Genomic DNA, 23,991 nt, shown 5'->3' on the forward strand with positions numbered 1-23,991 from the left:
TCGAATCGAGAGGATTCACCATGGCAGAACGTCAGGCCACCATCGCCAGCAGCTCGGGACTCCACGCCCGCCCCGCGAAGCTCTTCGTGCAGGCCGTGCAGGAGAAGAAGATCCCCGTCACGATCTCGGCCGACGGCGGTGCCGACCTCAACGCCGGCAGCATCCTGTCGCTCATGGGTCTCGGCGCCGGCCACGGCACGGTCGTGACGCTCAAGGCCGAGGGCGAGGGTGCCGAGCAGGCGCTCGACGAACTCGTCGCCCTCCTCGAGACGGACCTCGACGCGCAGTAAGACGCGACGTCTCCGAACACCGGATGCCACGGGCCGCAGGGCTCGTGGCATCCGGTGTTTGCGTATCCCTCGTGCTCTCCGATCGGCCCACGTCGGTCCGCGCGCAGGGGCCGGTTCGGGGCGGCTTTCGCCGCTCGGGGCAGGATCCTGGCTCTCCGAACGGCCGACCACGCCCCGAACGTGCCGTTCGGAAAGCGCAACCGCTCAGACGTCGACGGAGTCGCCGGGCTTCAGGTCGACGAACGAGCCGCCGTTCTGCTCGACCGCCCAGGTCAGACGCGCATCGCCCATCTGCTTCCCGGCGACCGACAGCGTCATGTCGTGGGTCGCGAACACGCGCTCGGGCTTGACCGCGAGCACGTAGTCGATCGCGTCGCCGATCTTCAACCACGGGGCACCGACGGGAGTCGCCAGGAGCTTCACCTTCGCGTGCTTCGGGACGGTGTAGGAGTCGCCGGGGTAGTAGAGCGCATCGTTCACCAGCACGCCGACGTTGTCGACGACGGGAATCGACTCGTGGATGACGGCATGCTGTCCACCGGAGAACTCGAGGTGGAACGGGCCGAGATCGAGTCGGTCATCGGGGTGGACCGCGGTGACGTCGAACCCGGCGGCCGCGTGCACGACGCCCTCGGGTCCGTAGACGGGAACGCCCGGGTGCGCCTTCAGAAGGCGGGTCAGGTGCTCCGGTGTCCAGTGGTCGGGATGCTCGTGCGTGATGACCACGCCGACGAGGCCGGTGAGGTCTTCGAGCGGCGAGGTGAAGCTTCCGGGATCGATGACCAGGGAGTGGCCCGACTCGACGACGACAAGGGCGGCATGTTCGTGCTTGGTGAGACGCATGTCGACGAGTCAACTCCTCGCCGGGGGAGCGCGGCAAGCGCTGGCGCCGAGAGGGAACACCGTCGCTCTGCTCTTCCGTGCGCCGCCGCTTCGCGGTACGGTGTGCGGACACGCCCGGGATCTCCGCGGTTCCGAGCCGATTTTGCGTGCGCGTCATTCGTAGTGCATACTTGAACGGTCGCAACGCGGCCCCATCGTATAGCGGCCTAGTACGCTGCCCTCTCACGGCGGTAACGCGGGTTCGAATCCCGCTGGGGTCACCAACGAGAAAGAGGCTCCGACCATCTGGTCGGAGCCTTTTTCTCGTCTCGGCACCCGAGGCGGACGGGGAGCCGATCGGGCGGGTCGAGCCCCTCGCCCGGAGGCTCCGCTCCCGTCATCCGCATCCGTCGCGCTGTCCTGGATCCGGTGCAGGGGTTCGCAGCGCGGATCAGCCTTCGCGCGCCGCGCGGCGCCGCCGCACCACGCGCCGCACGCCCCACACGATCGCCCATGCCACTCCGGCGATGACGATCCACGGCAGCAGGAACCCGACACCGATCACGACCCCGTTCAGCGTCGCGACGAGACCGTTCCACCCGGCGACGAGCCCGTCGCCGAAGCCGGCGGGGTCAGCGGTCACGGGTGCCGTGCGCTCGGTCAGCTGCACGCTCAGCGTCGACAGCGCCACCTGCGATTCGATCGACTGCAGCACCTGTCGGTCGCTGTCGAGCTGGGCCTGCCGCTCGGCGAGAGCCGATTCTGCGGTGATGAGGTCGGCGACCGATGCGGCCTGCCCCATCAGTTCCGTCAACCTCGCGACGGATGCCTCACCGGCGGCGACCCGCGCACGCAGGTCGACGGTCTGATCGGTGACGTCGGAACGGTTCACGCTCGTCGCGGTCACGTCGCCGACGTCACGGAGGCCGTCCATGACCTGCGTCAGGGTGTCGGCCGGCACCCGCACGGTGATCCAACCGGAGGACGCCGTCGCGGTCGTCGCCGACCCCTCGATGGGGATCCCGACCATGCCGCCGCCGAGCTGCGTGGACTCGACGTATCCGCCGGCCGCGGTCGCTGCCGCCGTGACCTCGTCGATCGCCGCGCGGACGTCGTCGACTTCGACCGTGCTGGACCCGGTGGCGACGATGTCGCGCGACCCGATATCCCTCGTGGCGGACTGTTCGGGAAGGGAGCTCGATCCCGCGGCATCCTGCTCCGGAACGGCCCCGACGCTGTTCTGGTCGAACTGCCCCGAGAAGTCGGGCGCGCTCTCGGCCCCGCTCGCCCCGACGACGGTCGATCCGCCGGTCGACTGCGTCGACGTCAACGACGGACCGACCACGGCCGCGATCACGACGACCGCGGCGGCGGCACCGATACCCGTCCACACGTTCCGGCGTCGGCGGCGCATCGCGCGTCGCTCGTCGGCGATGCGACCGAAGACGGCGGACTCTATGGCATCCACTCGCTCGGCGGACAGTGCGGGCAGTGTGGGGGTGGTCATGGCGTCTCCGTCTCCATCGCGCTGGCACGCACCCGGGAACGGATGCGGGAGAGGCGGTTGCGAACCGCGCCGTGCGACACTCCGAGGGCTGCGGCCGCGGCTTCGTAGCCGTACCCCTCGGCGGCGCACAGCCGGAAGATCTCCCGGTCCAGCTCGCCCAGCCGCTCGACGGCGGCGAGGATCGCCGCGACGGTCTGCGCCTGCACGACCTGCGCCTCGACGTCGACGAGGGCGGGGATCTGCTCGTCGAGCTCGGCGTGCGAGCTGTGGCGTCGCCGGGCGCGCAGGCGGTTCTGCGCCTGCAAGCGGCACACCGTGGCCAGCCACGGCAGAAGGGATGCGCCCTCCAGTCGCAGCGAGGGGATCTTCCGCCAGGCGACGACGAAGGTCTCCTGGGCGACGTCCTCCGCGTCCGCGGCGTTGCCGACGAGCCCGAACGCCACCCAGTACACCGGCCGGACGTACGCGCGGTACAGCTCGCGGAACGCCTGCTCCGAGCCGCCGGCCGCACGCGCCACCAGCGCCCTGTCGTCGATCACGTCGTCGGTCATGGCATCCGTTCCCCCGCTCGGCGGGCTTCGTGAGCACTCTCTCACTGAGAGGTGTCCCGCCGGGGCGGATCGTCTCACGGCGATTCGCGCGGCTTCGGGAACAGGAGTCGGCGTGCGTCGCGGCATCCGCACCGGGCGAAGAAGTTACATAAGCGCTCGGGCCGTCGCACCGGACGGATAAACTCGAGCGTTTCCCCGACGAAAGGCCCCGCGATGGAGCTGCAGCTCGACCCGCTCTTCCAGACGATCACCCTCGTAGTGCTCGTGCTGATCCTGGTCGCCGACCTGCTGATCATCCTGAAGCGCCCGCACATCCCCTCGCCGAAGGAGTCCACCCTCTGGGTCGTGTTCTACGTCACCCTCGCCCTCATCTTCGCGGGTGTGATGTGGATCGTCGCCGGGGGAGAGGTGGCGGGGCAGTTCGTGGCCGGCTGGCTGACGGAGTACAGCCTGTCGATCGACAACCTGTTCGTCTTCGTCCTGATCATGGGGCAGTTCGCCGTGCCCCGCCGGTATCAGCAGGAGGTGCTGATGGTGGGCATCATCATCGCGCTGGTGCTGCGCGGCGCGTTCATCCTGGTCGGCGCGACCATCATCGAGAACTTCAGCCCGATCTTCTACCTGTTCGGCCTGTTCCTCATCTACACCGCGATCCGTCAGGCGTTCCCCGGCGGTGACCACGACGACGACACGCAGAAAGAGAACCTGATCGTGCGGACGCTGCGTCGCGTCCTGCCGATGAGCGACTCGTACGACGGCAAGAAGGTCATCACCCGCGTCAACGGCAAGAAGCTGTTCACGCCGATGATCATCGTGTTCGTCGCCATTGGCGTGACCGACCTGCTGTTCGCGATCGACTCGATCCCCGCCATCTTCGGCATCACCCAGAGCCCGTTCATCGTCTTCACCGCGAACCTCTTCGCCCTGATGGGCCTTCGTCAGCTGTACTTCCTGCTCGGCGACCTGCTCGACCGCCTCAAGTACCTGCACTACGGCATCGCGTTCATCCTCGCCTTCATCGGCGTGAAGCTGATCCTGCACGCGATGCACGTCAACGAACTGCCGTTCCTCAATGGCGGCGAGCCCATCGAGTGGGCGCCCGAGATCTCGACATGGGTGTCGCTGGCTGTGATCATCGTGTCGATGGCGGTCGCCACCGTCGCCAGCCTGATCGCCGCCCGTCGCGAGCCCGCCGCCGCCGGTCCTCAGGATGCCGCGGCGGAGGTCGCCGACGAGAAGGGCACCCCTGCGACGGTCGAGCACCCCGACCGCGACTGACGCCTCGCCGCGAGACGCCGCCCATGTCCCGATGGATGCGGTGCGTGTCCCAGAAGTGGCTGCCTGTGCGGCGCTCAGGCGACCAGAAGTGGGACATGGCCGTCGGTTAGCCGCGCGACACCGCCCGCGTCCCGATGGATGCGGTGCGTGTCCCCGAAGTGGCTGCCTGKGCGGCRCTCAGGCGACCGTAAGTGGGACATGGCCGTCGGTTAGCCGCGCGACACCGCCCGCGTCCCGATGGATGCGGTGCGTGTCCCAGAAGTGGCTGCCTGGGCGGCGCTCAGGTGACCACAAGTGGGACATGGCCGTCGGTTAGCCGCGCGACACTGCCCGCGTCCCGATGGATGCGGTGCGTGTCCCCGAAGTGGCTGCCTGTGCGGCGCTCAGGTGACCACAAGTGGGACATGGCCGTTGTCTCGCCGCGCGACACTGCCCGCGTCCCGATGGATGCGGTGCGTGTCCCAGAAGTGGCTGCCTGTGCGGCGCTCAGGTGACCAGAAGTGGGACAGGGCCGTCGTTGCGCCGCGCGACGCCGCCCGTGTGTCCCGGCGGATGCCCCGGCATCCGAAAATCTAGAACGCGCGCAGGTTCGCCTGCAGCCCGCCGTCGACGTACTCCTCGCGCAGGATCCCGCGCCGGCGCAGGATCGGCACGAGGTCGTCGAGCACGCGGTGAACCGTGACCGGGTGCAGGTCGCCCCACAGCAGCACACCGTCGTTGCCCCAGGTGCCGAGCTCCTCGATGCGGTCGGCGAACTCGTCCGCCGTGCCGACGAACCCGGTGCCGTCGTTCAGGCGTCCCAGGCGCGCGTGCGCGGCGAGGATCGCCCGTAGCGGCGCGTCGGCGTCGTGCTTTCCGACGAGCCGTTTGATGCTGCCCTCCGACACGTGGTCACCGAAGATCGCGCGGTCCAGCGGCCGGTCGAGGTCGAGTCCGGTCAGGTCGGTCTCGAGGTCGCTCGACTGCTTGCGGGCGATGGCGATCAGCGCATCGTCGTCGGGGTGAGCGGATGCCGCGACCAGCCGGTCGGCTTCCTCCGGCGACGACACGAGCACGGGCTGGATCGCGAAGAGGATCTTGATGTCGGAGGCGCGTCGCCCCGCGGCCTCCGCAGCGGCGTGGATGCGCCCGCGGTAGCCCCGGATGCTCTGCTCGTCGAGCGGTGCCAGTGCCAGCTGCACGTCGGAGTTGTGTCCGGCGAAAGACAGTCCCCGGCCCGACCCGCCGGGGGAGACGATTGCCGGCTCGCCGTCGGTGAACGGGATGGCGTTCAGCGGGCCGTCGAAGCCGTAGTACTCGCCGCGATGACGCGTGGCATCCAATTTCGTCCCGTCGGCGTAGACGCCGGACTCCTCGTCGACGACGAGGGCGCCTTCGCCCCAGCTGCGCCAGAGATCCCTGATGCCGCCGAGCCATTCCTCGGCGCGGTCGTATGCCGCGTCATGTCCGAGCTGGGGCGCTGTCGAGAAGTGGCGCGCGCTGCCGGTGTCGGTCACGACGTTCAGGCCGAGACGGTGCCCGCTGAGGTGTTGCAGCGTCGCGAACTGCCGGGCGGCCGTGTACGGCAGATATGCCGCGGGGTTCACCGTGGGCACGACGCCCAGGTGCCGCGTGGCGGCGAAGAGATACGGCGCGAGCAGGAGCGGGTCGTGCTTGGGGCCGCCGAACGCGTGACGCACGCGCAGATCGATCGTCTCGGCGCTGCCGAGCGACGGCGCATCCTCGACGATGAGCAGGTCGAAGCCCGCCTGCTCGAGCGTTCGCGCCGAGTCCTGGTAGAGCCTGGGCTCGGTCCACCGGTGGTTCCACCGCAGGTAGGGGTGCCCCCAGCCGTGCGGGCCGAAGCCGCGCGCGAGGAACCACCCGAAGTGCTGGAGCCGGCTCACAGCACGACCGTCTCGCGCTCGGCGGCCGGCACGCCGATCAGCGCCTGCTCCAGGTCGGCGAGGATGTCGGCGATGTCCTCGATGCCGATCGATAGGCGGATCGTGCCGGGGAACACGCCCGCGCGCTCGCGCTCCTCGACGGTGCGGGCAGCGTGCGACGTGCTCTGCGGGTGCAGCACGAGCGAGCGCACGTCACCCAGGTGTGTCATGTGCGTGATGAGCTTCACCGACTGCACGACATGCCGGGCGGCTTCGAGGCCGCCGCGCAGGGTCACGGTGAAGACCGAGCCGCTACCGCGCGTGAGATAGCGCTGTCCGAGCGCGAAGTGCGGGTGCGACTCGAGGCCGACGTAGTCGACGCGCTCGACCTCGGGTCGCGCTGCCAGCCACCGAGCGACGGTCAGTGCGTTCTGCGACTGCCGCTCGACCCGCAGGCTCAGCGTCTCGATGCCCTGGCCGATGAGGAAGGCATTCAGCGGCGACGGCGCGGGACCGAAGCGCGGGGCGACACTCTCGCGGATGTACGCGCCGCGGGCGCGCGCGCCGTGCTTCTCGGCGTAGCTCGCGCCGCCCAGGCGGTCGGTCTGCACGAGGTGCGGGAAGCGATGACCGGATGCCGCGGCGTCGAAGCGGCCGTCGTCGACGATGACGCCGCCGAGCACGGCTCCCTGGCCCGCGAGGAACTTGCTCGCCGAGTGCACGACGACCGCGGCACCGTGCTCGATCGGACGCAGAAGGTACGGAGTGGTGAAGGTGCTGTCGACCACGAGCGGGATGCCGTGCTCCCGACCGATCGCCGAGATCGCCGCCACGTCGAGCACGTCGTTGCGCGCGTTGGACAGCGTCTCGGCGAAGAACGCCCGCGTGCGGGGGGTCACGGCATCCCTCCAGGCGTCGAGGTCGGACGTGTCGACGAAGGTCGTCTCGATGCCCAGTCGCACGAGATTGTCGAGCAGAAGCCCGCGCGTTCCCTCGTAGATGTGCTCCGAGACGACGATGTGGTCGCCGGCACCGGCCAGGGCCAGCAGGGCCACGGTGACCGCGGCCTGGCCGCTGGAGACGAGGACGGCCTGATCGCCGCCCTCGATCGAGGCGAGACGTTCCTCGACCGCCTGCACGGTGGGGTTGCCGGTGCGGGTGTAGCCGAAGCCGGCGCCCGTGCCGAAGTGCGCGGCCGACTCGTCGAGGTCGCGGAACGTGAACCCGGCGGTCAGGTAGATCGGCATCGCCCGCGGGGTGGCGGGCGCGGTGGCGGAGCCGGCGTGCACCTGTCGCGTCGAGAATCCGGTTTCGGCGTCTGCGGCCATGGGGCGCGCTCCTTCCTTCGGGTCGGCCCAGGCTCGCACGCGAGTGCGCGCGACGCCCAAACATGCGGCGCCGTGTTACGCGGGAGCCGGCGACCGGCCCGGTGGTATCGTGACGAGGTGCGGATCGCCGGCCTCCTCCTTAGCGGCCGCGACGAGACCTTGTTCTAGGCCTTTCTCGTCGCGGAGTTCGTCGCGGGCCTCACACCCCTCCCGAGGAGAAACGCAACCATGAGCACCATTCCCGAGAACCCTCGCACCCTCGCCGAGAAGGTCTGGGACGACCACCTCGTCGTGAAGGGCGAGAACGGTCAGCCCGATCTCATCTACATCGACCTGCACCTCGTGCACGAGGTCACGAGCCCCCAGGCGTTCGACGGTCTGCGCGCCGAGGGGCGCCCTGTTCGCCGGCTCGACCTGACCATCGCCACCGAGGATCACAACACCCCCACGCTCGACATCGACAAGCCGATCGCCGACCTGACCAGCCGCACGCAGATCGAGACGCTGCGTCGCAACGCCGCCGAGTTCGACGTGCGCATCCACTCGTTGGGCGACAAGGAGCAGGGGATCGTGCACGTGGTGGGTCCGCAGCTGGGACTCACCATGCCGGGTATCACCGTCGTCTGCGGCGACTCGCACACGTCCACGCACGGCGCGTTCGGCGCCATGGCGTTCGGCATCGGCACGAGCGAGGTCGAGCACGTGCTCGCCACGCAGACCCTGCCGCTGAAGCCCTTCAAGACGATGGCCATCACGGTCGAGGGCGATCTCAAGCCCGGTGTGACCGCGAAAGACATCATCCTCGCGATCATCGCGAAGATCGGCGCCAACGGCGGTCAGGGCTACGTGCTCGAGTTCCGCGGCAGTGCGATCCGCTCCCTCTCGATGGAGGGGCGCATGACGATGTGCAACATGTCGATCGAGGCCGGCGCCCGCGCCGGCATGATCGCCCCCGACGAGACGACCTTCGCCTATGTGAAGGACAAGCCCCACGCCCCGCAGGGGCAGGACTGGGACGACGCCGTCGCCTACTGGCGGACGCTCCCCAGCGACGAAGGCGCCGTCTACGACGCCGAGGTCTTCCTCGATGCCGCCGACCTCGAGCCGTTCGTCACCTGGGGCACGAACCCCGGCCAGGGCGTTTCCCTGTCGGACGTCGTCCCGACGCCGGCCGACATCGCCGACCCCAATGAGCGTGCCGCCGCCGAGCGCGCGCTGGAGTACATGGACCTCGTCGCCGGCACCCCGATGAAGGACATCCCGGTGGATGCCGTGTTCATGGGCTCGTGCACCAACAGTCGCATCGAAGATCTGCGTGCGTTCGCCTCCGTCATCGAGGGTCGCACCAAGGCCGAGAACGTCCGCGTGATGGTCGTCCCGGGTTCGGCGCGCGTGCGTCTGGAGGCCGAGGCGGAGGGTCTCGACAAGGTCTTCACCGACTTCGGCGCGGAATGGCGTTTCGCCGGGTGCTCGATGTGCCTGGGCATGAACCCCGACCAGCTGGCTCCGGGGGAGCGCTGCGCGTCGACCTCGAACCGTAACTTCGAGGGACGCCAGGGCAAGGGCGGTCGCACCCACCTCGTCTCGCCGTTGGTCGCGGCGGCCACCGCCGTCCGAGGGACGCTGTCGAGCCCCGCCGATCTCGACCCGCCGACAGGCTCGGGCGATCGATCCGACGGCGGCACCCTGATCACCGGCGGTGCCTCCCGCACCGACGAGACCGTGTCGACCGGGGCGGAGGCCTGACATGGAGAAGTTCCGCACGCACACCGGTATCGCCGCCCCGCTGAAGCGCTCGGCCGTCGACACCGATCAGATCATCCCCGCGGTCTTCCTGAAGCGCGTCACCAAGACCGGCTTCGACGACGCCCTCTTCGCCAACTGGCGTCAGGACCCCGACTTCATCCTCAACCAGGACGCCTACCGTTCGGCATCCATCCTCGTCGCCGGCCCCGACTTCGGTACCGGTTCCAGCCGCGAGCACGCGGTCTGGGCGTTGCGCGACTACGGCTTCCAGGTCGTGTTGAGCCCGAAGTTCGCCGACATCTTCCGCGGTAACGCCGGCAAGCAGGGGCTGGTGACGGGCGTCATCACCGAAGACGACCTCGAGCGTATCTGGGCGGTGCTCGAGGCGCAGCCGGGCATCCAGATGACCGTCGATCTGCAGGCCAAGACGGCCACGGTCGGCGATCTCCAGGTGTCGTTCGACATCGACGATTACACTAGGTGGCGGCTTCTCGAAGGGCTCGACGACATCGGGCTCACGCTGCGTGACGAAGACAAGATCACGCAGTTCGAGGCGCGCCGCGAGGCATGGCGGCCGCGGACCCTCCCGGTCCGCTGAGCCCGATCGACCCGATCGGGTCGATTCGCCGCCCCTCGTCAACGAAGTGAGGTCCACCCCCCTATGAGCACACTCGTCACCGACTCCGGAGACCGCATTCCCGGGCAGCCGGACTGGGAGGAGGCCGAAACCCTCACGATCCGCGGCGGTCGCCCGCTGCGCGGCACCGTCGAGGTCAAGGGTGCGAAGAACCTCGTCACGAAGGCGATGGTGGCGGCTCTCCTCGGCGACACCACGAGCACGCTGCGCGACGTCCCCATGATCAGCGACGTCAAGGTCGTGCGCTCCCTGCTCGAGGTGCACGGCGTGACCGTGACCGAGGGTGACGAAGAGGGGACGCTTCACCTCGATCCCTCGGGCGCCGTCGCCGCGCACTTCGAGGAGATCGACGCGCACGCGGGTGCTTCGCGCATCCCGATCCTGTTCTGCGGACCGCTGCTGCACCTGCTCGGCGAGGCGCTCATCCCCGACCTCGGTGGATGCCGCATCGGCGACCGGCCGATCAACTTCCACATGGACGCCCTCCGCGCGTTCGGCGCGGTCGTCGACAAGAGCTACGAGGGCATCCGCATCACCGCGCCCAACGGTCTGCACGGAGCGAACATCACGCTTCCGTACCCCAGCGTCGGGGCGACCGAGCAGGTTCTGCTCACCGCCGTCCGCGCGAAGGGCGTGACGGAGCTGCGCAACGCCGCGATCGAGCCCGAGATCATGGACCTCATCGCCGTGCTGCAGAAGATGGGCGCCATCATCTCGTACGAGCCGAACCGCGTGATCTTCATCGAGGGCGTCGAGCGTCTCGACGGCTACGACCACCGGGCGATCTTCGACCGCAACGAGGCCGCCTCGTGGGCGTGCGCCGCCCTCGCCACCGATGGCGAGATCTTCGCCAAGGGTGCACGCCAGCAGGACATGCTCACGTTCCTCAACGTCTTCCGCAAGGCCGGCGGCTGGTTCGACGTCCGCGAGGACGGCATCCTGTTCCGTCGCGGAGACGAACTGAAGCCCGTCATGGTCGAGACCGACGTGCACCCCGGCTTCATGACCGACTGGCAGCAGCCGCTCATCGTCGCCCTGACCCAGGCGTCGGGCACCTCCGTCGTGCACGAGACGGTGTACGAGAACCGCCTCGGCTTCACCGAGGCCCTGAACAAGATGGGCGCCGACATCGTCGTGCACCCCAAGGGTCTCGACAGCGCCGACCGTCGCGTCCCCCGCCGGGACCTCGAGCAGGCCGCCGTCATCAACGGACCGACGCCGCTGCACGCGGCCGACGTCGAGGTGCCGGACCTCCGTGGCGGCTACAGCTACGTCATCGCGGCCCTCGCCGCGCAGGGCGAGTCGACGGTGCGCAACATCGGCATCATCCGCCGCGGCTACGAGAAGTTCCTCGAGAAGCTCACCGCCCTCGACGCCGATTTCGACGTCGCCGGATGAGGTCGACGACCGCGACCCCCGAGAAGAGCCGCCCGAGCGTCTTCTGGCCGCTCGCGGCGATCATCGTGCCCGCGGTGGGGCTGTTCGCCCGCATCGAGATCCGGGGCGCCGATAACCTGCCTCGCGACGGTGCGTACGTGCTGGCTCCGAACCACAACTCGGAGTTCGACCCGCTCGTCGTCGCCGTCGCCGTGTGGCGACTCGGCCGCGCCCCCCGTTTCATGGCGAAGGAAAGTCTCTTCCGCGTGCCCGTGCTGGGTGCGGCGCTCAAGGCCACCGGCATGGTGCCCGTCCCGCGCGCGTCGTCGGGTGCCAACCAATCGATGAAGGCCGCCGAGCAGATCGCGCGCGACGGTCGCGGCGTGATCGTCTACGCAGAGGGCACGCTGACCCGTGACCCCGACCTGTGGCCGATGCGCGGCAAAACGGGGGCCGTGCGCCTCGCCCTGGCCGGAGACCTCCCGCTCATCCCGATGGCGCAGTGGGGCGTGCAGCAGATCCTGCCCCGCTACGGCAAGCTCCGCTTCCCTCGGCGCTCGCACGTCATCGTGGAGTTCGGACCGGCGATGGACCTCTCGGGTTACGCGGCGACGCCGACCCAGCCCTCGACGTTGGTCGCGGCGACCGACACGATGATGAACCGCGTGGCGAGCATGCTCTCCGGCATCCGGGGTCTTCCCGCGCCGACCGAGCGTTGGGACCCGACGAAGCACGGGCAGAACGAGACGGGGCGCCTTGAGCCGTAGAAACGTCGCTCCTGCAGCGGGGCCGAAGGTCGCCGTCGTCGGCGCCGGCAGTTGGGGCACGACGTTCGGCAAGATCCTCGCCGACGGCGGGGCTTCCGTCGTCATGTGGGCGCGCCGCCCCGAGCTGGCCGCCGAGATCACCGAGTCCAAGCGCAACAGCCGCTATCTCTCGGGCATCAACCTGCCGCGGACGATGACGGCCACCACCGACCTCGGCGAGGCGCTGCGCGGCGCCGAGCAGATCTACCTCTCGGTGCCGAGCCAGTCGCTTCGCGAGAACCTCGCCGCGATCAAGCCGTTCGTGGAGCACACCGACGTGCCCATCGTCTCGCTGATGAAGGGTGTCGAGAAGTCGACGGGCCTGCGCATGAGTCAGGTCATCGAGCAGGTGCTGCAGTGCGATCCGGCGCGCATCGCGGTGGCATCCGGTCCCAACCTCGCCCTCGAGATCGCTCGCGAGCAGCCCACGGCGGCCGTCATCAGCTCGCTGAGCCCCGAGACCGCCGAAGCGGTGGCCCGGCGCGCACGCAACCGGTACTTCCGCTCGTTCGTCAACACCGACGTGATCGGCACCGAGTTCGGCGGCGTGCTGAAGAACCTCATCGCCGTGGCCATCGGCATCGTCGACGGCGTCGGCTACGGCGAGAACACGAAGGCCTCGATCATCACGCGCGGTCTGGTGGAGATGACCGACTTCGCCGTGGCGCAGGGGGCGAAGCCCGAGACGCTGCAGGGTCTGGCCGGGCTCGGCGACCTCATCGCGACGTGCCAGTCGCCGCTCAGTCGCAACAACACCGCCGGGCGACTGCTCGGCCAGGGATACGGCTACAAAGAGGTCGTGGCCCAGATGCAGCAGACCGCCGAGGGTTTGGCTTCCGTGGCCCCGGTGCTCCAGCTCGCGAAGCAGGTCGGCGTCGACATGCCCATCGTGCAGCAGGTGAAGATGGTGCTCGACGGCACCATGGATCCGCGCGACATCGCGCCGCACCTGACGACAGACGACGACCAGCCGCAGGGCGAGAGGACGCAGAATGACCAATCCGGTGGTGGTGGTGGTGCTCTTCGGCGGGCGCTCCAGCGAGCACTCGATCAGTTCCGCCACGGCGGGCGGGGTGCTGAGGGCGATCGATCGTGATCGCTTCCGGGTGATCCCGGTCGGCATCACCCGCGACGGCGCCTTCGTGCTCGAAGACGACGACCCCGACAAGTTCGCCCTGCGGCCCGAAGCCCTGCCCGAGGTGGTCGACAACGGCTCCCGCGTGCGGCTGCCCGACTCGACGCTCTCGCGCGAGTGGACGGTGACGGATGCCGACGGCACCCGGTCGCTGGGTGAGGTCGACGTCGTGCTGCCGATCCTGCACGGGCGGTTCGGTGAGGACGGCACGGTGCAGGGGCTGCTCGAGCTGCTCGGCATCCCGTACGCCGGCGGTGGCGTGCTCATGTCGGCGATCGGCATGAACAAGCACGTGACCAAGCAGGTGCTGCGCGCGGCGAACGTGCCGGTCGTGCCGTGGGTGGCCGTGACCCGCGCCGACCTCGCGCGCGACCGCGACCTCTGGGAGCGGCGCATGCGCGCCCTCGGTCTGCCGGTGTTCGTCAAACCCAATGAGGCGGGCTCGAGCGTCGGTGTGACCAAGGTGTCGCGGTGGGAGGACCTGGATGCCGCTCTCGACACCGCCTTCGCCGAAGACCGCCTCGCACTGGTCGAACAGGCCGTCGTCGGGCGCGAGCTCGAGTGCGGCGTGCTGCCCGGACGCGACGGGGGACCGGTGCGCGTCAGCGTGGCGGGTGAGATCGTCGTGACGGGTCGGGAGTTCTACGACTTCGAGGCGAAGTACCTCGACGCTCCGGGAGTCGACCTCGTGTGCCCCGCCGCGCTCGGCGAGGGGGAACTGGCCGAGATGCAGCGCATCGCGGCGCAGGCGTTCGAGGCGATCGGAGGGCAGGGGCTCGCGCGCGTCGACTTCTTCTACACCGGCACCGAGTTCTTCGTGAACGAGGTCAACACCATGCCCGGCTTCACCCCGATCTCGATGTTCCCCACGTGCTGGATCGCCTCGGGCCTGACCTACCCCGACCTGATCAGCGACCTGCTCGACGCCGCGCTCGAGAAGGCCTGAGGCCCGTCGTCCCGTCGCGGTTCCGTGCCGTGCACAACGGCGGGTGACGTGGGCGACACGCCGTGGAGGGATGCTGCGTGACGGCGTGTCGCCGGACGGCCCCGCTGTCGTGCTCGTGGCATCCGCCCCCGGACGGGGCCGTGGCATCCGCCCCGGACGGGGTCGCTGCATCCGCCTCAGGACAGGGCCGCGTCACCCGGTCCGCGGCGGGGACGGGGGCACCGGCTCGATGACTACGGCGCCGGCGTGGGCGCGGGGGTCGCGTCGGAGGCGGCGGTGCAGACCGAACCCGTCGGCTGCAGGTACTCGCGGATGAGAGGACCGAGCGCCTGGGCGACGTCGCCGCTGCTGGCGGTGTCGAAGTCGAGATAGACCTGCAGGGCGGGGCTGCGCCCGAACGTCGTCAGCGTGTAGCGGTTGTCCGCGGCCTGCGACTCGTCGACGAGCCAATCGACGCCGTCGAATGAGCGGCACGGCAGCGTCGACGGCGCCGGGGGTTCGAGGCCGCAGGTCATCAGGATGGATGCCGGGTTGCCCCAGGCCCCCGTCGCCTGCGCGTCGGTCCAGCGACGTTCCTGGCCGGAGATGCTGCTCGGCAGGCGCGAGATCACCGAGGCGCACGCGGGGTCGTTGGCGAGCTTCGCCGGCTCCATGGCGACCGTCGTGCTGCACGCCGCGAGCCCCGGGACCAGGGCGAGGAGGGCCAGGAGCGCGAGGGAACGGGAGGAGCGGGGCACCCGTCCAGGCTAATAGCGTGGGAGGGTGACCGACGCCGAGCCCGACCGTGAAACCACCGTGGGGGAGTTGTCCGAGGGGCAGATCCTGCGTGGCATCCTCGACCGCCTTCCGCCCTCCAGCGCGCCCGTCGGCCCGGGCGACGACGCCGCCGTGCTGGCCGTGCCCGATGGCCGCGTCGTCGCCACGACCGACACGCTCGTGCACGGCCCCGACTTCCGGCTGGCGTGGTCGTCGCCGTTCGACCTCGGTTTCAAGGCGGCGGCGGTCAACCTCGCCGACGTCGCCGCGATGGGCGCCCGACCGATCGCCCTTCTCGTGGCGTTGGCCATGCCCGATACGACACCGCTGGCGTTCGTGCGCGGTTTCGCCGACGGGCTCGCCGCCGCCTGTGCGGAGCTCGCCCCCGACTGCGCCGTGGAGGGCGGTGACCTCACGGTGTCCGACACGCTGACGATCGCCGTGACCGCTCTCGGCAGTCTCGACGGTCGTGAGCCCGTTCGTCGTTCGGGTGCCCGCGTGGGCGACGGCGTCTACGTCATCGGGGAGCTCGGCGTGGCGGCCCGCGGCCTCGACGTGCTGTTCCAGCGGTTCGTGGGCGACGACGGTGCACCTGTCGCCCTCACGGACGCGGCGCGTGCCGCCCTCGACCCGGCCGACGCGAAGGCGCTGTCGCGCCAGCTCGCCCCGCGCCCGCCCCTGGACGAGGCCCTGAGGGCGGCGGCATCCGGAGCCAGCGCGATGATGGACGTCTCGGACGGCCTGGCGCTGGACGCGACGCGCCTCGCCGACGCGTCCGGGGTGACCCTCGCCATCGACTCGAGCACCCTCGGCGACGACCCCGAGCGGGCTCTCGGCGGGGGCGAGGACCACGGTTTCCTCGTGACCTTCCCCCCGGGTTCCGCCACCCTCGGCCGACGCATCGGCAGCGTTCACCCGCGCGGGGAGACGGCGATCGAGGTCGACGGGGCGGCGTGGACGGGCCGCGGTGGGTGGGACCCCTACCGGGACTGGGACGCCGGCCGGGGCTGAGCCGTGTGACGTCGTGCGCGGCGGCGGTTCACAGGGGTGGTCGACCCCACCACATCGTGGTGTCGCCGTAGTTCCGGTCGCGCTCGGCCTCAAGTCCTGCCGCCGCCCAGTCGGGCGCCGCGGAGCGTTTCGCGCGCTCGACGATGACCGTGGCATCCGGGCTCAGGCGGGGCGCGAGGGCGACGAGGGCCCTCGTGAGGTCGTGGTCGGCGATGTCGTAGGGCGGGTCGAGGAACACCAGGTCCCACTCGTCGGCGGATGCCGCCAGATAGGCGGTGACGTTCGCGCGATGAACCCGCGCCGCAGCGGCGACGCCCGCGGCGCGTACCCGGTCGGCGTTCTTGCGGATCAGCGCGGCTGCCGGGGCCGACAGCTCGACGAGGTCGGCCGAGGCGGCTCCGCGGCTGAGGCTCTCCAAGCCGAGTGCGCCGGAGCCGGCGAAGAGGTCGGCCACCCGGGCGTCGTCGATGACACCCGCCGACTCGAGTGCGCCGAACAGCGACTCGCGCACACGATCGCTCGTCGGACGGGTGCCCTTCGGCGGGACGTCGAGAACGGTGCCTCCCGCTCGGCCGGAGATGATGCGCGTCACCCGTCCAGCCTAGGGTCGCGGATGCCGCGGAGACACGCGGGCGGCGGGCTGAGCCCGGCGAAACCCGCGGATCCGCGGAGCGCCGACACGGGGCGTTCGGCAGGCCCCGGTTCCTTCGACGGGCTCGGGGCCTGCCGGAGCGGCGGAGGAGGCCGAGCCTGTCGAAGCCTCCAGGATCCCGCGGGTGCCCGGCCGAGCGCGCGGCAGGGGGATGTCGGACGGCCTGCCTAAACTCGAGAGCATGTCCGGTCTCTCGCTCGCCTCCCGGCTCGACGGCGCCGTGGGCGGCAAGACGGCGTCGGCCTTCGACCGCGCGTTCGGCATGAAGACCGTGGGCGAGCTGCTCGAGCACTATCCGCGCCGCTACGCCCGGCGCGGCGAGCTCACCCCGATCGCCTCGCTGCCGCTGGGCGAACCCGTCACGATCGTGGCCGAGGTCGTCAGCGCCTCGGAGCGCCGCATGCAGAACCGACGCGGCTCCCTCCTCGAGGTCGTGATCAGCGACGGCGACGGGCGCATGTCACTGACGTTCTTCAACCAGCCCTGGCGGTTGAAGGACCTGACTCCCGGGCGGCGGGGCATCTTCTCGGGCAAGGTCGGCGAGTACCGGCGGCAGACGCAGCTGACGAACCCCGACTACGAGCTGTTCGACGACCTCGCCGAAGCCCGCGCCGAGGCCGAGGTGACGGCGAAGAGGCCCATCCCGATCTATCCCGCCACCAGCTCGGTCCCCAGCACGCTCGTGCAGAAGACGATCGCCGTCGTCCTCGACGCGCTCGGCGACGTCGACGACCCGCTCCCCGACGACCTCCGCACCCGGCGGGGACTCCTCCCCGCTCGTGCGGCGCTCGAGAGCATCCACCGACCCGAGAACGACGACGACATCCCTCCGGCGGTCGCGACCCTGCGCATGCACGAAGCCTTCGTGCTCCAGACGGCACTGCTGCAGCAGCGTCAGTTCGTCCGCGCGCTCTCGGCGACGAAACGCCCCGCGGCTGCGGGTGGTCTGCTCGAGAGATTCGACGCGATCCTCCCCTTCGACCTGACCCCCGACCAGCAGGACGTCGGAGCGCGACTGGCCGCCGACCTCACGGGCGACTGGCCCATGAACCGCCTCGTGCAGGGCGAGGTGGGCTCCGGCAAGACCCTCGTGGCGCTGAGGGCGATGATGCAGGTGGCGGAGTCGGGCGGGCAGTCCGCCCTCATCGCCCCCACCGAAGTGCTCGCCGGCCAGCACCTCCGTTCGATCGCGCGGATGCTGGGGCCCGAGCTCGCGCCCGAGCTCATGCCCACGCTGCTGACGGGGCAGATGCCCGCGGCCGAGCGACGCCGCGCGGCGCTGCGCGTGGCGTCGGGGCAGGCGCGGATCGTCGTCGGCACGCACGCGCTGTTGAGCGCCACCACGACCTTCGCCGACCTGGGGTTCGTCGTCGTCGACGAGCAGCACCGTTTCGGCGTCGATCAGCGCGAGGCGCTGCGTTCCAAGGGCCAGTCCCCGCACACCCTCGTCTTGACGGCGACGCCCATTCCCCGCACGGTCGCCATGACGGTGTTCGGCGACCTCGACGTCTCGACGATCCGCACCATGCCGGCCGGGCGCGCCGGCATCCAGTCGTTCGTGGCCCCGCTGGCGGAGAAGCCGGGCTGGTTCGCGCGGGTGTGGGACCGCGTGGCCGAAGAGGTGGCGCAGGGTCGTCAGGCGTTCGTCGTGTGCGCGGCGATCGACGCCGAGCAGCTCGCCGCCGACGACAAGACCGACGAACCCGCCGACACTCCCGATGGGGCGGCGCCCGCCGCGGGGGAGAGCAACCGAACGCGATGGGGCGTCGTGCAGGTCGAGGCGCTGATCTCCCGGCTCCCCGGCTTCGCCGACATCCGTGTGCAGATCCTGCACGGCAAGATGCCCTCCGATGAGAAGGACGCCGTCATGCAGGCATTCGCCCGCGGCGACATCGACGTGCTCGTGGCGACCACGGTGATCGAGGTCGGCGTCGACGTGCCGAACGCCTCGACCATGGTCATCCTCGAGGCCGACCGTTTCGGCGTCTCCCAGCTGCACCAGTTGCGCGGTCGCGTCGGCCGTGGCGGGGTCCCGGGCCTGTGCCTGCTCGTGACCGAAGCCGCACCGGGCACGTCGTCTCGCGCGCGCGTCGAAGCCGTGGCATCCACGCTCGACGGGTTCGCCCTCGCCGAGGTCGACCTCGAACTCCGCGGCGAGGGCGACGTGCTCGGCGGAGCGCAATCGGGCGCCCGATCATCGCTGCGTCTCCTGCGGGTGGTCACCGACGCCGACCTCATCACCGAGGCGCGCGCCGAGGGGGAGCGCTTGCTCGCCGACGACCCCGCGCTCCTGCGGCATCCCGGACTCGCCGCCGCCCTCGAACGTCGCGTGGGCGTCGAGGAGCGCGCCGCGCTGGCGAAGTCCTGAACGACGGGCTCCCCGCCGATCCGCGTCGATAGGCTGGCGGCATGGATCCCCGGATCGCCGTCGTCCCCGGCTCGTTCGACCCGCCCACGCTCGGTCACCTCGACGTCATCCGTCGTGCCGCCGGTCTGTTCGACCAGCTTCACGTGCTGGTCGTGCACAACCCCGGTAAAGAGGCGATGCTGCCCATCGCCGAGCGCCAGCGTCTGCTCGAACAGTCGATCTCGGAGGCGGGTGTCGAGGGTGACGTGATCATCGCCGCCTGGAGCATGGGCCTTCTCGTCGACTACGCCACCGACGTGGGCGCGAAGGTGCTGGTGAAGGGAATCCGTTCGCAGGTCGACGTGGCGTACGAGACCCCGATGGCGATCGTCAACCGCGACCTCGCGCACGTCGAGACGGTGTTCCTGCTCCCCGACCCCTCGCACGCCCTCGTGTCGAGTTCGCTCGTGCGCCAGGTGGCCGGGCTCGGGGGAGACGTGTCGCCCTACGTCCCGCCCGCCGTCGCGCGCTACCTCGACACCGGCGCCCGCGGTATCTGACGCGCTGCGTCCCTGTTCGGGACCCCGAGCGTGAGGCGACCGTGCGCCGCAGGTGCGCCGGGTTCGCCCGGCCCTCGCTCAGGGGTGTGCGGGTAGCATGGACGTCCGTGAGAACCCGTCGACCCGGCCCCTTCCAACTCCCCGTCCGCGACATCGAGCACCATCCCGGCGAGATGCGCGAGCACAGCCTCGACCTCCCCACCCCCGAGAAGTGGGGGGAGGGACTGGTCTCGATCCCCGAGGGCGAGATCCTCGAGCTCGAGGTGCGTCTGGAGTCGGTGCACGAGGGGATCCTCGTCTCGGGCACCGTCGACACCACCGCCACGGGCGTGTGCGGACGCTGCCTCATCGACATCGAGGAGCCTGTCGAAGTCGAGTTCCAGGAACTTTTCACGTATCCTGGGGGTGAAGCGAGTGACTTCGACGTTCAAGACGACCACGTGGATCTTGAAAATCTGGTCCGGGATGCCATTGTCCTGTCGCTTCCGTTCCAGCCGGTGTGTCAGCCGGACTGCCCCGGGCTCGACCCGAACACGGGCGAGAGGCTGACGGAAACCACCGGCGACACGGAGCAGACGCCTGTCGATCATCGATGGGCTGCGCTCCAGCAGTACACCCCAGACGACGGCGATGCGCTCCGCGCCGCCCCCAAGACAGAGAAGAGCTAGTCATGGCAGGTAACCCCCCGAAGCGGAAGGTCTCCCGCTCCAACACCCGCTCGCGCCGCGCGCAGTGGAAGGCCGAGGCCCCCACGCTGGTCAAGACCATCGAGAACGGCAAGGTCGTCTACAGCCGCCCTCACCAGGCGAAGGTCGTCACCGACTCGCAGGGCACCGAGCTCTTCCTCGAGTACAAGGGCCGCAAGGTCGCCGACGTCTGATCGGCGATTCGTGACGCGTAACAACGTCGAGCGCGGTGCGCTCACCGAGAAGCTCGGGGTCGACATCGACCCCGAGCTTCTTTCTCTTGCCCTTACGCATCGCTCGTACGCCTACGAGAACGGCGGCATCCCGCACAACGAGCGCTTGGAGTTCCTCGGCGACTCGGTGCTCGGGCAGGCCGTGACGGTGCGCCTGTTCACGCGGCATCCGGAGCTCGAAGAGGGAGGCCTCGCCAAGCGTCGCGCCAGCGTCGTGTCGACCGTCGCCCTGGCAGAGGTGGCCCGCACGATCGGTCTCGGTGCGCACGTGCGCCTCGGCCGAGGCGAGATCCTCACGGGCGGGCGCGACAAGGACTCGATCCTCGCCGACACGATGGAGGCGCTCATCGGCGCCGCCTTCCTCTCGGCCGGTCCCGATGCGTCGACCGCGATGGTGCTCAGACTGGTCGAGCCGCTCCTCGCCGACCCCGAACGCTACGGCGCAGCCATGGATCCCAAGACGAGCCTGCAGGAGATCGCGGCCCGCCAGGGTCTAGCCGCCCCGGTGTACACCGTGCAGGCGACCGGGCCCGATCACGACCGTCGGTTCACCGCGACCGTGACCGTCGGCGACCTCGCCACCACGGGCAACGGGTCGAGCAAGAAGCAGGCCGAGATGGCCGCCGCCCTCACCGCGTGGCGCGAGCTCGACACCCGTGCCTGAGCTCCCCGAGGTCGAGGTCGTGCGTGCCGGCCTCGAGCCGGCCGTCGCCGGTGCGCTGATCACGTCCGTCGACGTGCGCGACGAGCGCGCGCTGACGCGGCACACCGGTGGAGCGGCCCACTTCGAAGCCGAGCTGACCGGCCGGCGCATCACCGCCGCGGTCCGTCGGGGCAAGTTCCTGTGGATGCCGGTGGCCGGCGACGAAGCGATCGTCACGCACCTGGGGATGAGCGGGCAGATGCTGTTGCGCGTCCCCGGCGCTCCGGAGGAACGCCACGAGCGCATCCGCATCGAGCTCGAGCACCCCACGCACGGTCAGCTGTCGGTCGTCTTCGCCGACCAGCGCACCTTCGGCTCGCTCGCGCTCGACGAGCTCGTCGACACGCCCGACGGCGCCGCGGGCGGACGCGGGTCCGACCTCGCGCGCGTGCCAACCCAGGTGGCGCACATCGGTCGCGATCCGCTCGATCCGGCCTTCGACGCGGCCCGTTTCCGCGCGAGACTGGGCCGCACGGCGTCGGGTATCAAGCGCGTGCTCCTGGATCAGACGGTCGCCAGTGGCATCGGCAACATCTACGCCGACGAGTCGCTCTGGGCGTCGCGCGTGCACCCCGAGACCTCGGCATCCGATCTTCCGACCAGAAGCGTGAACCGCCTGCTCGGCGAGGTGCGGGCGGTGCTCGAGAAGGCGCTGGCAGAGGGCGGCACGAGCTTCGACGCGCAGTATGTGAACGTCAACGGTCAGGCCGGCTACTTCGCGCACTCGCTCAACGCCTACGGGCGCACGGGTCAGCCGTGTCCGCGGTGCGGGCGTCCGATCGTGCGCGTGTCGTTCATGAACCGTTCGAGCCATTTCTGCCCGCACTGCCAGAAGCGACGCTGAACCGCGGCCCGCGCCGCGGCCGACCGCCCGAGCCGCCCTGATGCGCCGGCGGTGGCGGCCCGGCCGGCGCATCCGGCGACTCGCGTCGTGGGGTCACGAGAGGATCTTCTGCCACACGCCCTCGTACGAGATCGGTGCGAAGCCGATCCGTTCGTTGATCGAGAGCATCGGGCGGTTCTCCTCCGCGTTGTAGGTGATCACGCGGGGCGATTCGGGGGCGACGTCTCGCCACGCGAGGAGGCCGGCGCATTTCACGAGCAGGCCCAGCCGGTGTCCCCGATGGGCGGCCACCACGAGGGTGTCCTCCTGCCCCGTCGCCGCCGTGCGGTCCTTGCCGATGACGAGCTCGTTGAACGCGGCGAGCTCCCCCGAGTCCACGTGCTGCGCCGCGGTCACGAGCATGTGTCGACCCGCGTCGAGGTACGTGGCCTCGTGGCGTCGGAGTCGAGCGGCATCCCACACCTCTTCGTCGACGTCGAGGTCGGCGGACGGCGCGTCCGTCGCCATGCGCGACTTCATCCAGGCGAAGGAGTCGACGAACTCGTCGGGTGTGGGCAGCGTCCACTGCACCACGCGATACCCCGCCGCCGCGGCTTCGGCCTCGGTGAGGAGGGCCCCGAGGCGCGGGCGGGCCTCAGCGAGATCCAGCGTGCTCACTCGCACGATCTGCTCGAGCGTGCAGCCGGACGCCAGAAGGAACCGTGCGGCATGGTCGTGCGGCACCGCGCCGAACCCCGTGGGCGCCGTCAGCTGCGGCCCCTCGGCGGCGGGGTGCGCGGCCCAGCACTGCAGAACCGTCCGTCCGTGGGCGCGGGCGAGGGGCTCGATCATGGCGAAGGCGGCGCGACCGATGCCGTGGCCCCAGGCGGACCGACGGAGTTCTATGAGGTACGACCCGGTGCGGGCGCCCTCCTCCTGAGGGAGGTCGAGGCCCGCGCGACCGACGACCTCGCCGTGGAACACGGCGATCCACGAGAACCGTTTCACCTCCGGCCGCGGCTGAAACAGGGGGAGCAGTTCGTCGGCGGGCATCGACTCGTCGTCGTGGCCGGAGATCTCCTCGTAGACGAGGTTGCGCAGACGCACCATCTCGCGGAAGTCGGCGGCATCGTCGTCGTCGATGGATGCCGGGATGTGCAGGGGCCGCAGCTCGAGGCCGGCGGGAAGGGAATTCATAGGAGTGCTTTCGGTTCGAAGAGGAATCCGGGTGAGGCCGGCCGGGAGTGACCGGCCCCACGGGATCACAGCGGCGGCCGGACGAGGGCGGCCGCGCGGTGCCAGGCGCGTTCGCGCGCGGTGCGCTCGGCGTCGGCGGTGCGGCGACGGTGCGCCCGGTCGGCCCGATACGCCTGCGCTCGGCCGCGAGCGGCGTGACGCGTGAGCAGCCAGAGGCCGAGGCGCAGCGAGAGGCGGTCGACCAGACCCAGCGGTCGGTCGGGGGCGGTGTCGATCGTGATCGTGGACGGGGTGGAAGAGAGCGCGGCCGAAGGATGCTGCGGCGCGCGCGCGAACAAGGCGTTCATGCGGAGGCTCCGTGGAGAGATGAGAGGAACACGCGACGAGCGCGTGGCGGGATCGCGGGGATCCGGGCGAGAGGCGGATGCCGGCTCGCGGAAGGCGGAGACGCGGGGCGTCTCGACGCGACGGGTCAGCCCAGACGAGAGGGCGAGCCGACGGCGGCGGTCACTCCGGTGACGGGTGCGGACAGCACGGGGGCGGCGACGAAGCCGGTGGCGGTGAAGCCGATAGTGGTGCGAATCATGGTGTGACCTCCTTTCAACGTCGGTTGCGACCCCCGACGCTAGCGGAGGTCATCGCGGGAGGTCAAGCGATTTCCCAGAATTCGCGGACTTCCGGGCGCGTCGTGGGGGCGGACGCGGCTCGCCACCGCGGTTTTCCGCGGATCCTCGA

The 23,991-nt window shown here is 70.3% G+C and carries 24 protein-coding genes and 1 tRNA gene; 16 read left to right on the forward strand and 9 right to left on the reverse strand.

The features are described from left to right. Window positions 1-20: 20 nt before the first annotated feature. Window positions 21-290: an HPr family phosphocarrier protein gene (locus ACTJJP_RS01190; protein ID WP_055954014.1), complete on the forward strand. Its 270-nt coding sequence runs from the start codon at window positions 21-23 to the stop codon at window positions 288-290. A 204-nt stretch (window positions 291-494) separates the two neighbouring features. Here the strand turns inward: ACTJJP_RS01190 and ACTJJP_RS01195 are convergent, their stop codons facing one another. Continuing rightward, on the reverse strand, window positions 495-1,133 hold the full coding sequence (locus ACTJJP_RS01195) for an MBL fold metallo-hydrolase (protein ID WP_440773234.1): 639 nt from the start codon (window positions 1,131-1,133) through the stop codon (window positions 495-497). Between the two features lie 187 nt (window positions 1,134-1,320). Here ACTJJP_RS01195 and ACTJJP_RS01200 point away from each other — a divergent pair. Beyond that, window positions 1,321-1,396, forward strand: a tRNA-Glu gene (locus tag ACTJJP_RS01200). A 167-nt stretch (window positions 1,397-1,563) separates the two neighbouring features. On the opposite strand, the gene ACTJJP_RS01205 is transcribed toward ACTJJP_RS01200, so the two are convergent. Together ACTJJP_RS01205 and ACTJJP_RS01210 are read right to left on the reverse strand one after the other, a co-directional pair. After that, window positions 1,564-2,619 (reverse strand): DUF4349 domain-containing protein, encoded by a 1,056-nt coding sequence (locus ACTJJP_RS01205; protein WP_440773235.1) that lies wholly within the window; start codon window positions 2,617-2,619, stop codon window positions 1,564-1,566. Further along, on the reverse strand, window positions 2,616-3,170 hold the full coding sequence (locus tag ACTJJP_RS01210; protein ID WP_440773236.1) for an RNA polymerase sigma factor: 555 nt from the start codon (window positions 3,168-3,170) through the stop codon (window positions 2,616-2,618). Before ACTJJP_RS01210 ends, ACTJJP_RS01205 begins: the two co-directional genes overlap by 4 nt. A gap of 213 nt (window positions 3,171-3,383) precedes the next feature. Here ACTJJP_RS01210 and ACTJJP_RS01215 point away from each other — a divergent pair, with 213 nt between their 5' ends. Beyond that, complete coding sequence (locus ACTJJP_RS01215) at window positions 3,384-4,448, forward strand: TerC family protein (protein ID WP_440773237.1); 1,065 nt, start codon at window positions 3,384-3,386, stop codon at window positions 4,446-4,448. A gap of 572 nt (window positions 4,449-5,020) precedes the next feature. Here ACTJJP_RS01215 and ACTJJP_RS01220 read toward each other — a convergent pair. Both ACTJJP_RS01220 and ACTJJP_RS01225 read right to left on the reverse strand, forming a co-directional pair. Further along, window positions 5,021-6,334: an LLM class flavin-dependent oxidoreductase gene (locus tag ACTJJP_RS01220; protein ID WP_440773238.1), complete on the reverse strand. Its 1,314-nt coding sequence runs from the start codon at window positions 6,332-6,334 to the stop codon at window positions 5,021-5,023. Then, window positions 6,331-7,641, reverse strand: a complete 1,311-nt coding sequence (locus ACTJJP_RS01225; RefSeq protein WP_440773239.1) for an O-acetylhomoserine aminocarboxypropyltransferase/cysteine synthase family protein — start codon at window positions 7,639-7,641, stop codon at window positions 6,331-6,333. The genes ACTJJP_RS01220 and ACTJJP_RS01225 overlap by 4 nt, the downstream gene beginning before the upstream one ends. Before the next feature lie 228 nt (window positions 7,642-7,869). Here ACTJJP_RS01225 and leuC point away from each other — a divergent pair, with 228 nt between their 5' ends. The 6 genes from leuC to ACTJJP_RS01255 all read left to right on the forward strand — a co-directional run bounded on the left by leuC (window position 7,870) and on the right by ACTJJP_RS01255 (window position 14,288). Then, window positions 7,870-9,387, forward strand: coding sequence for a 3-isopropylmalate dehydratase large subunit (gene leuC / locus ACTJJP_RS01230; protein WP_440773240.1), 1,518 nt, complete (start codon window positions 7,870-7,872; stop codon window positions 9,385-9,387). Between the two features lies 1 nt (window position 9,388). Next, window positions 9,389-9,985, forward strand: coding sequence for a 3-isopropylmalate dehydratase small subunit (gene leuD / locus ACTJJP_RS01235; protein ID WP_440773241.1), 597 nt, complete (start codon window positions 9,389-9,391; stop codon window positions 9,983-9,985). A 63-nt stretch (window positions 9,986-10,048) separates the two neighbouring features. After that, entirely contained in the window at window positions 10,049-11,422 is a 1,374-nt protein-coding gene (murA, locus tag ACTJJP_RS01240; protein ID WP_440773242.1) for a UDP-N-acetylglucosamine 1-carboxyvinyltransferase, read from the forward strand. Next, window positions 11,419-12,168: a lysophospholipid acyltransferase family protein gene (locus ACTJJP_RS01245; protein WP_440773243.1), complete on the forward strand. Its 750-nt coding sequence runs from the start codon at window positions 11,419-11,421 to the stop codon at window positions 12,166-12,168. Before murA ends, ACTJJP_RS01245 begins: the two co-directional genes overlap by 4 nt. Beyond that, complete coding sequence (locus tag ACTJJP_RS01250) at window positions 12,158-13,303, forward strand: NAD(P)H-dependent glycerol-3-phosphate dehydrogenase (RefSeq protein WP_440773244.1); 1,146 nt, start codon at window positions 12,158-12,160, stop codon at window positions 13,301-13,303. The genes ACTJJP_RS01245 and ACTJJP_RS01250 overlap by 11 nt, the downstream gene beginning before the upstream one ends. Next, complete coding sequence (locus tag ACTJJP_RS01255) at window positions 13,200-14,288, forward strand: D-alanine--D-alanine ligase family protein (RefSeq protein ID WP_440773245.1); 1,089 nt, start codon at window positions 13,200-13,202, stop codon at window positions 14,286-14,288. Before ACTJJP_RS01250 ends, ACTJJP_RS01255 begins: the two co-directional genes overlap by 104 nt. 233 nt (window positions 14,289-14,521) lie before the next feature. Here ACTJJP_RS01255 and ACTJJP_RS01260 read toward each other — a convergent pair whose 3' ends face one another. Further along, on the reverse strand, window positions 14,522-15,025 hold the full coding sequence (locus ACTJJP_RS01260) for a DUF3515 family protein (protein ID WP_440773246.1): 504 nt from the start codon (window positions 15,023-15,025) through the stop codon (window positions 14,522-14,524). 25 nt (window positions 15,026-15,050) lie between these two features. Here ACTJJP_RS01260 and thiL point away from each other — a divergent pair, with 25 nt between their 5' ends. Then, a complete protein-coding gene (gene thiL, locus ACTJJP_RS01265; protein ID WP_440773247.1) occupies window positions 15,051-16,055 on the forward strand; it encodes a thiamine-phosphate kinase in 1,005 nt (334 codons plus the stop codon). Window positions 16,056-16,083: 28 nt separating this feature from the next. On the opposite strand, the gene rsmD is transcribed toward thiL, so the two are convergent. Next, complete coding sequence (rsmD, locus tag ACTJJP_RS01270; RefSeq protein ID WP_440773248.1) at window positions 16,084-16,647, reverse strand: 16S rRNA (guanine(966)-N(2))-methyltransferase RsmD; 564 nt, start codon at window positions 16,645-16,647, stop codon at window positions 16,084-16,086. A 241-nt stretch (window positions 16,648-16,888) separates the two neighbouring features. Between rsmD and ACTJJP_RS01275 the strand changes: the two genes are divergently transcribed. From ACTJJP_RS01275 to mutM, 6 genes are all read left to right on the forward strand, one after another. Beyond that, window positions 16,889-19,075 carry an ATP-dependent DNA helicase RecG gene (locus ACTJJP_RS01275; RefSeq protein ID WP_440773249.1) on the forward strand — a complete coding sequence of 729 codons (2,187 nt, stop codon included), beginning with the start codon at window positions 16,889-16,891 and terminating at the stop codon, window positions 19,073-19,075. A 41-nt stretch (window positions 19,076-19,116) separates the two neighbouring features. Next, the gene (gene coaD / locus ACTJJP_RS01280; RefSeq protein WP_314453983.1) at window positions 19,117-19,614 is read left to right on the forward strand and encodes a pantetheine-phosphate adenylyltransferase; all 498 of its coding nucleotides are present in this window, start codon (window positions 19,117-19,119) and stop codon (window positions 19,612-19,614) included. A gap of 173 nt (window positions 19,615-19,787) precedes the next feature. Next, on the forward strand, window positions 19,788-20,282 hold the full coding sequence (locus tag ACTJJP_RS01285) for a YceD family protein (protein ID WP_440773668.1): 495 nt from the start codon (window positions 19,788-19,790) through the stop codon (window positions 20,280-20,282). Window positions 20,283-20,284: 2 nt separating this feature from the next. Continuing rightward, window positions 20,285-20,494 carry a 50S ribosomal protein L32 gene (gene rpmF, locus ACTJJP_RS01290; RefSeq protein ID WP_019179169.1) on the forward strand — a complete coding sequence of 70 codons (210 nt, stop codon included), beginning with the start codon at window positions 20,285-20,287 and terminating at the stop codon, window positions 20,492-20,494. 10 nt (window positions 20,495-20,504) lie between these two features. Further along, window positions 20,505-21,197 (forward strand): ribonuclease III, encoded by a 693-nt coding sequence (rnc, locus tag ACTJJP_RS01295; RefSeq protein WP_440773250.1) that lies wholly within the window; start codon window positions 20,505-20,507, stop codon window positions 21,195-21,197. Next, window positions 21,190-22,080 (forward strand): bifunctional DNA-formamidopyrimidine glycosylase/DNA-(apurinic or apyrimidinic site) lyase, encoded by an 891-nt coding sequence (gene mutM / locus ACTJJP_RS01300; RefSeq protein WP_440773251.1) that lies wholly within the window; start codon window positions 21,190-21,192, stop codon window positions 22,078-22,080. Before rnc ends, mutM begins: the two co-directional genes overlap by 8 nt. Before the next feature lie 93 nt (window positions 22,081-22,173). Here the strand turns inward: mutM and ACTJJP_RS01305 are convergent, their stop codons facing one another. Next, window positions 22,174-23,256, reverse strand: a complete 1,083-nt coding sequence (locus ACTJJP_RS01305) for an N-acetyltransferase family protein (protein ID WP_440773252.1) — start codon at window positions 23,254-23,256, stop codon at window positions 22,174-22,176. Between the two features lie 65 nt (window positions 23,257-23,321). Next, window positions 23,322-23,603, reverse strand: coding sequence for a hypothetical protein (locus ACTJJP_RS01310; protein ID WP_440773253.1), 282 nt, complete (start codon window positions 23,601-23,603; stop codon window positions 23,322-23,324). Between the last annotated feature and the right edge of the window lie 388 nt (window positions 23,604-23,991).

Origin of the sequence: Microbacterium sp. 22296 (assembly GCF_052045385.1) — a bacterium.
Lineage (GTDB): Bacteria > Actinomycetota > Actinomycetes > Actinomycetales > Microbacteriaceae > Microbacterium.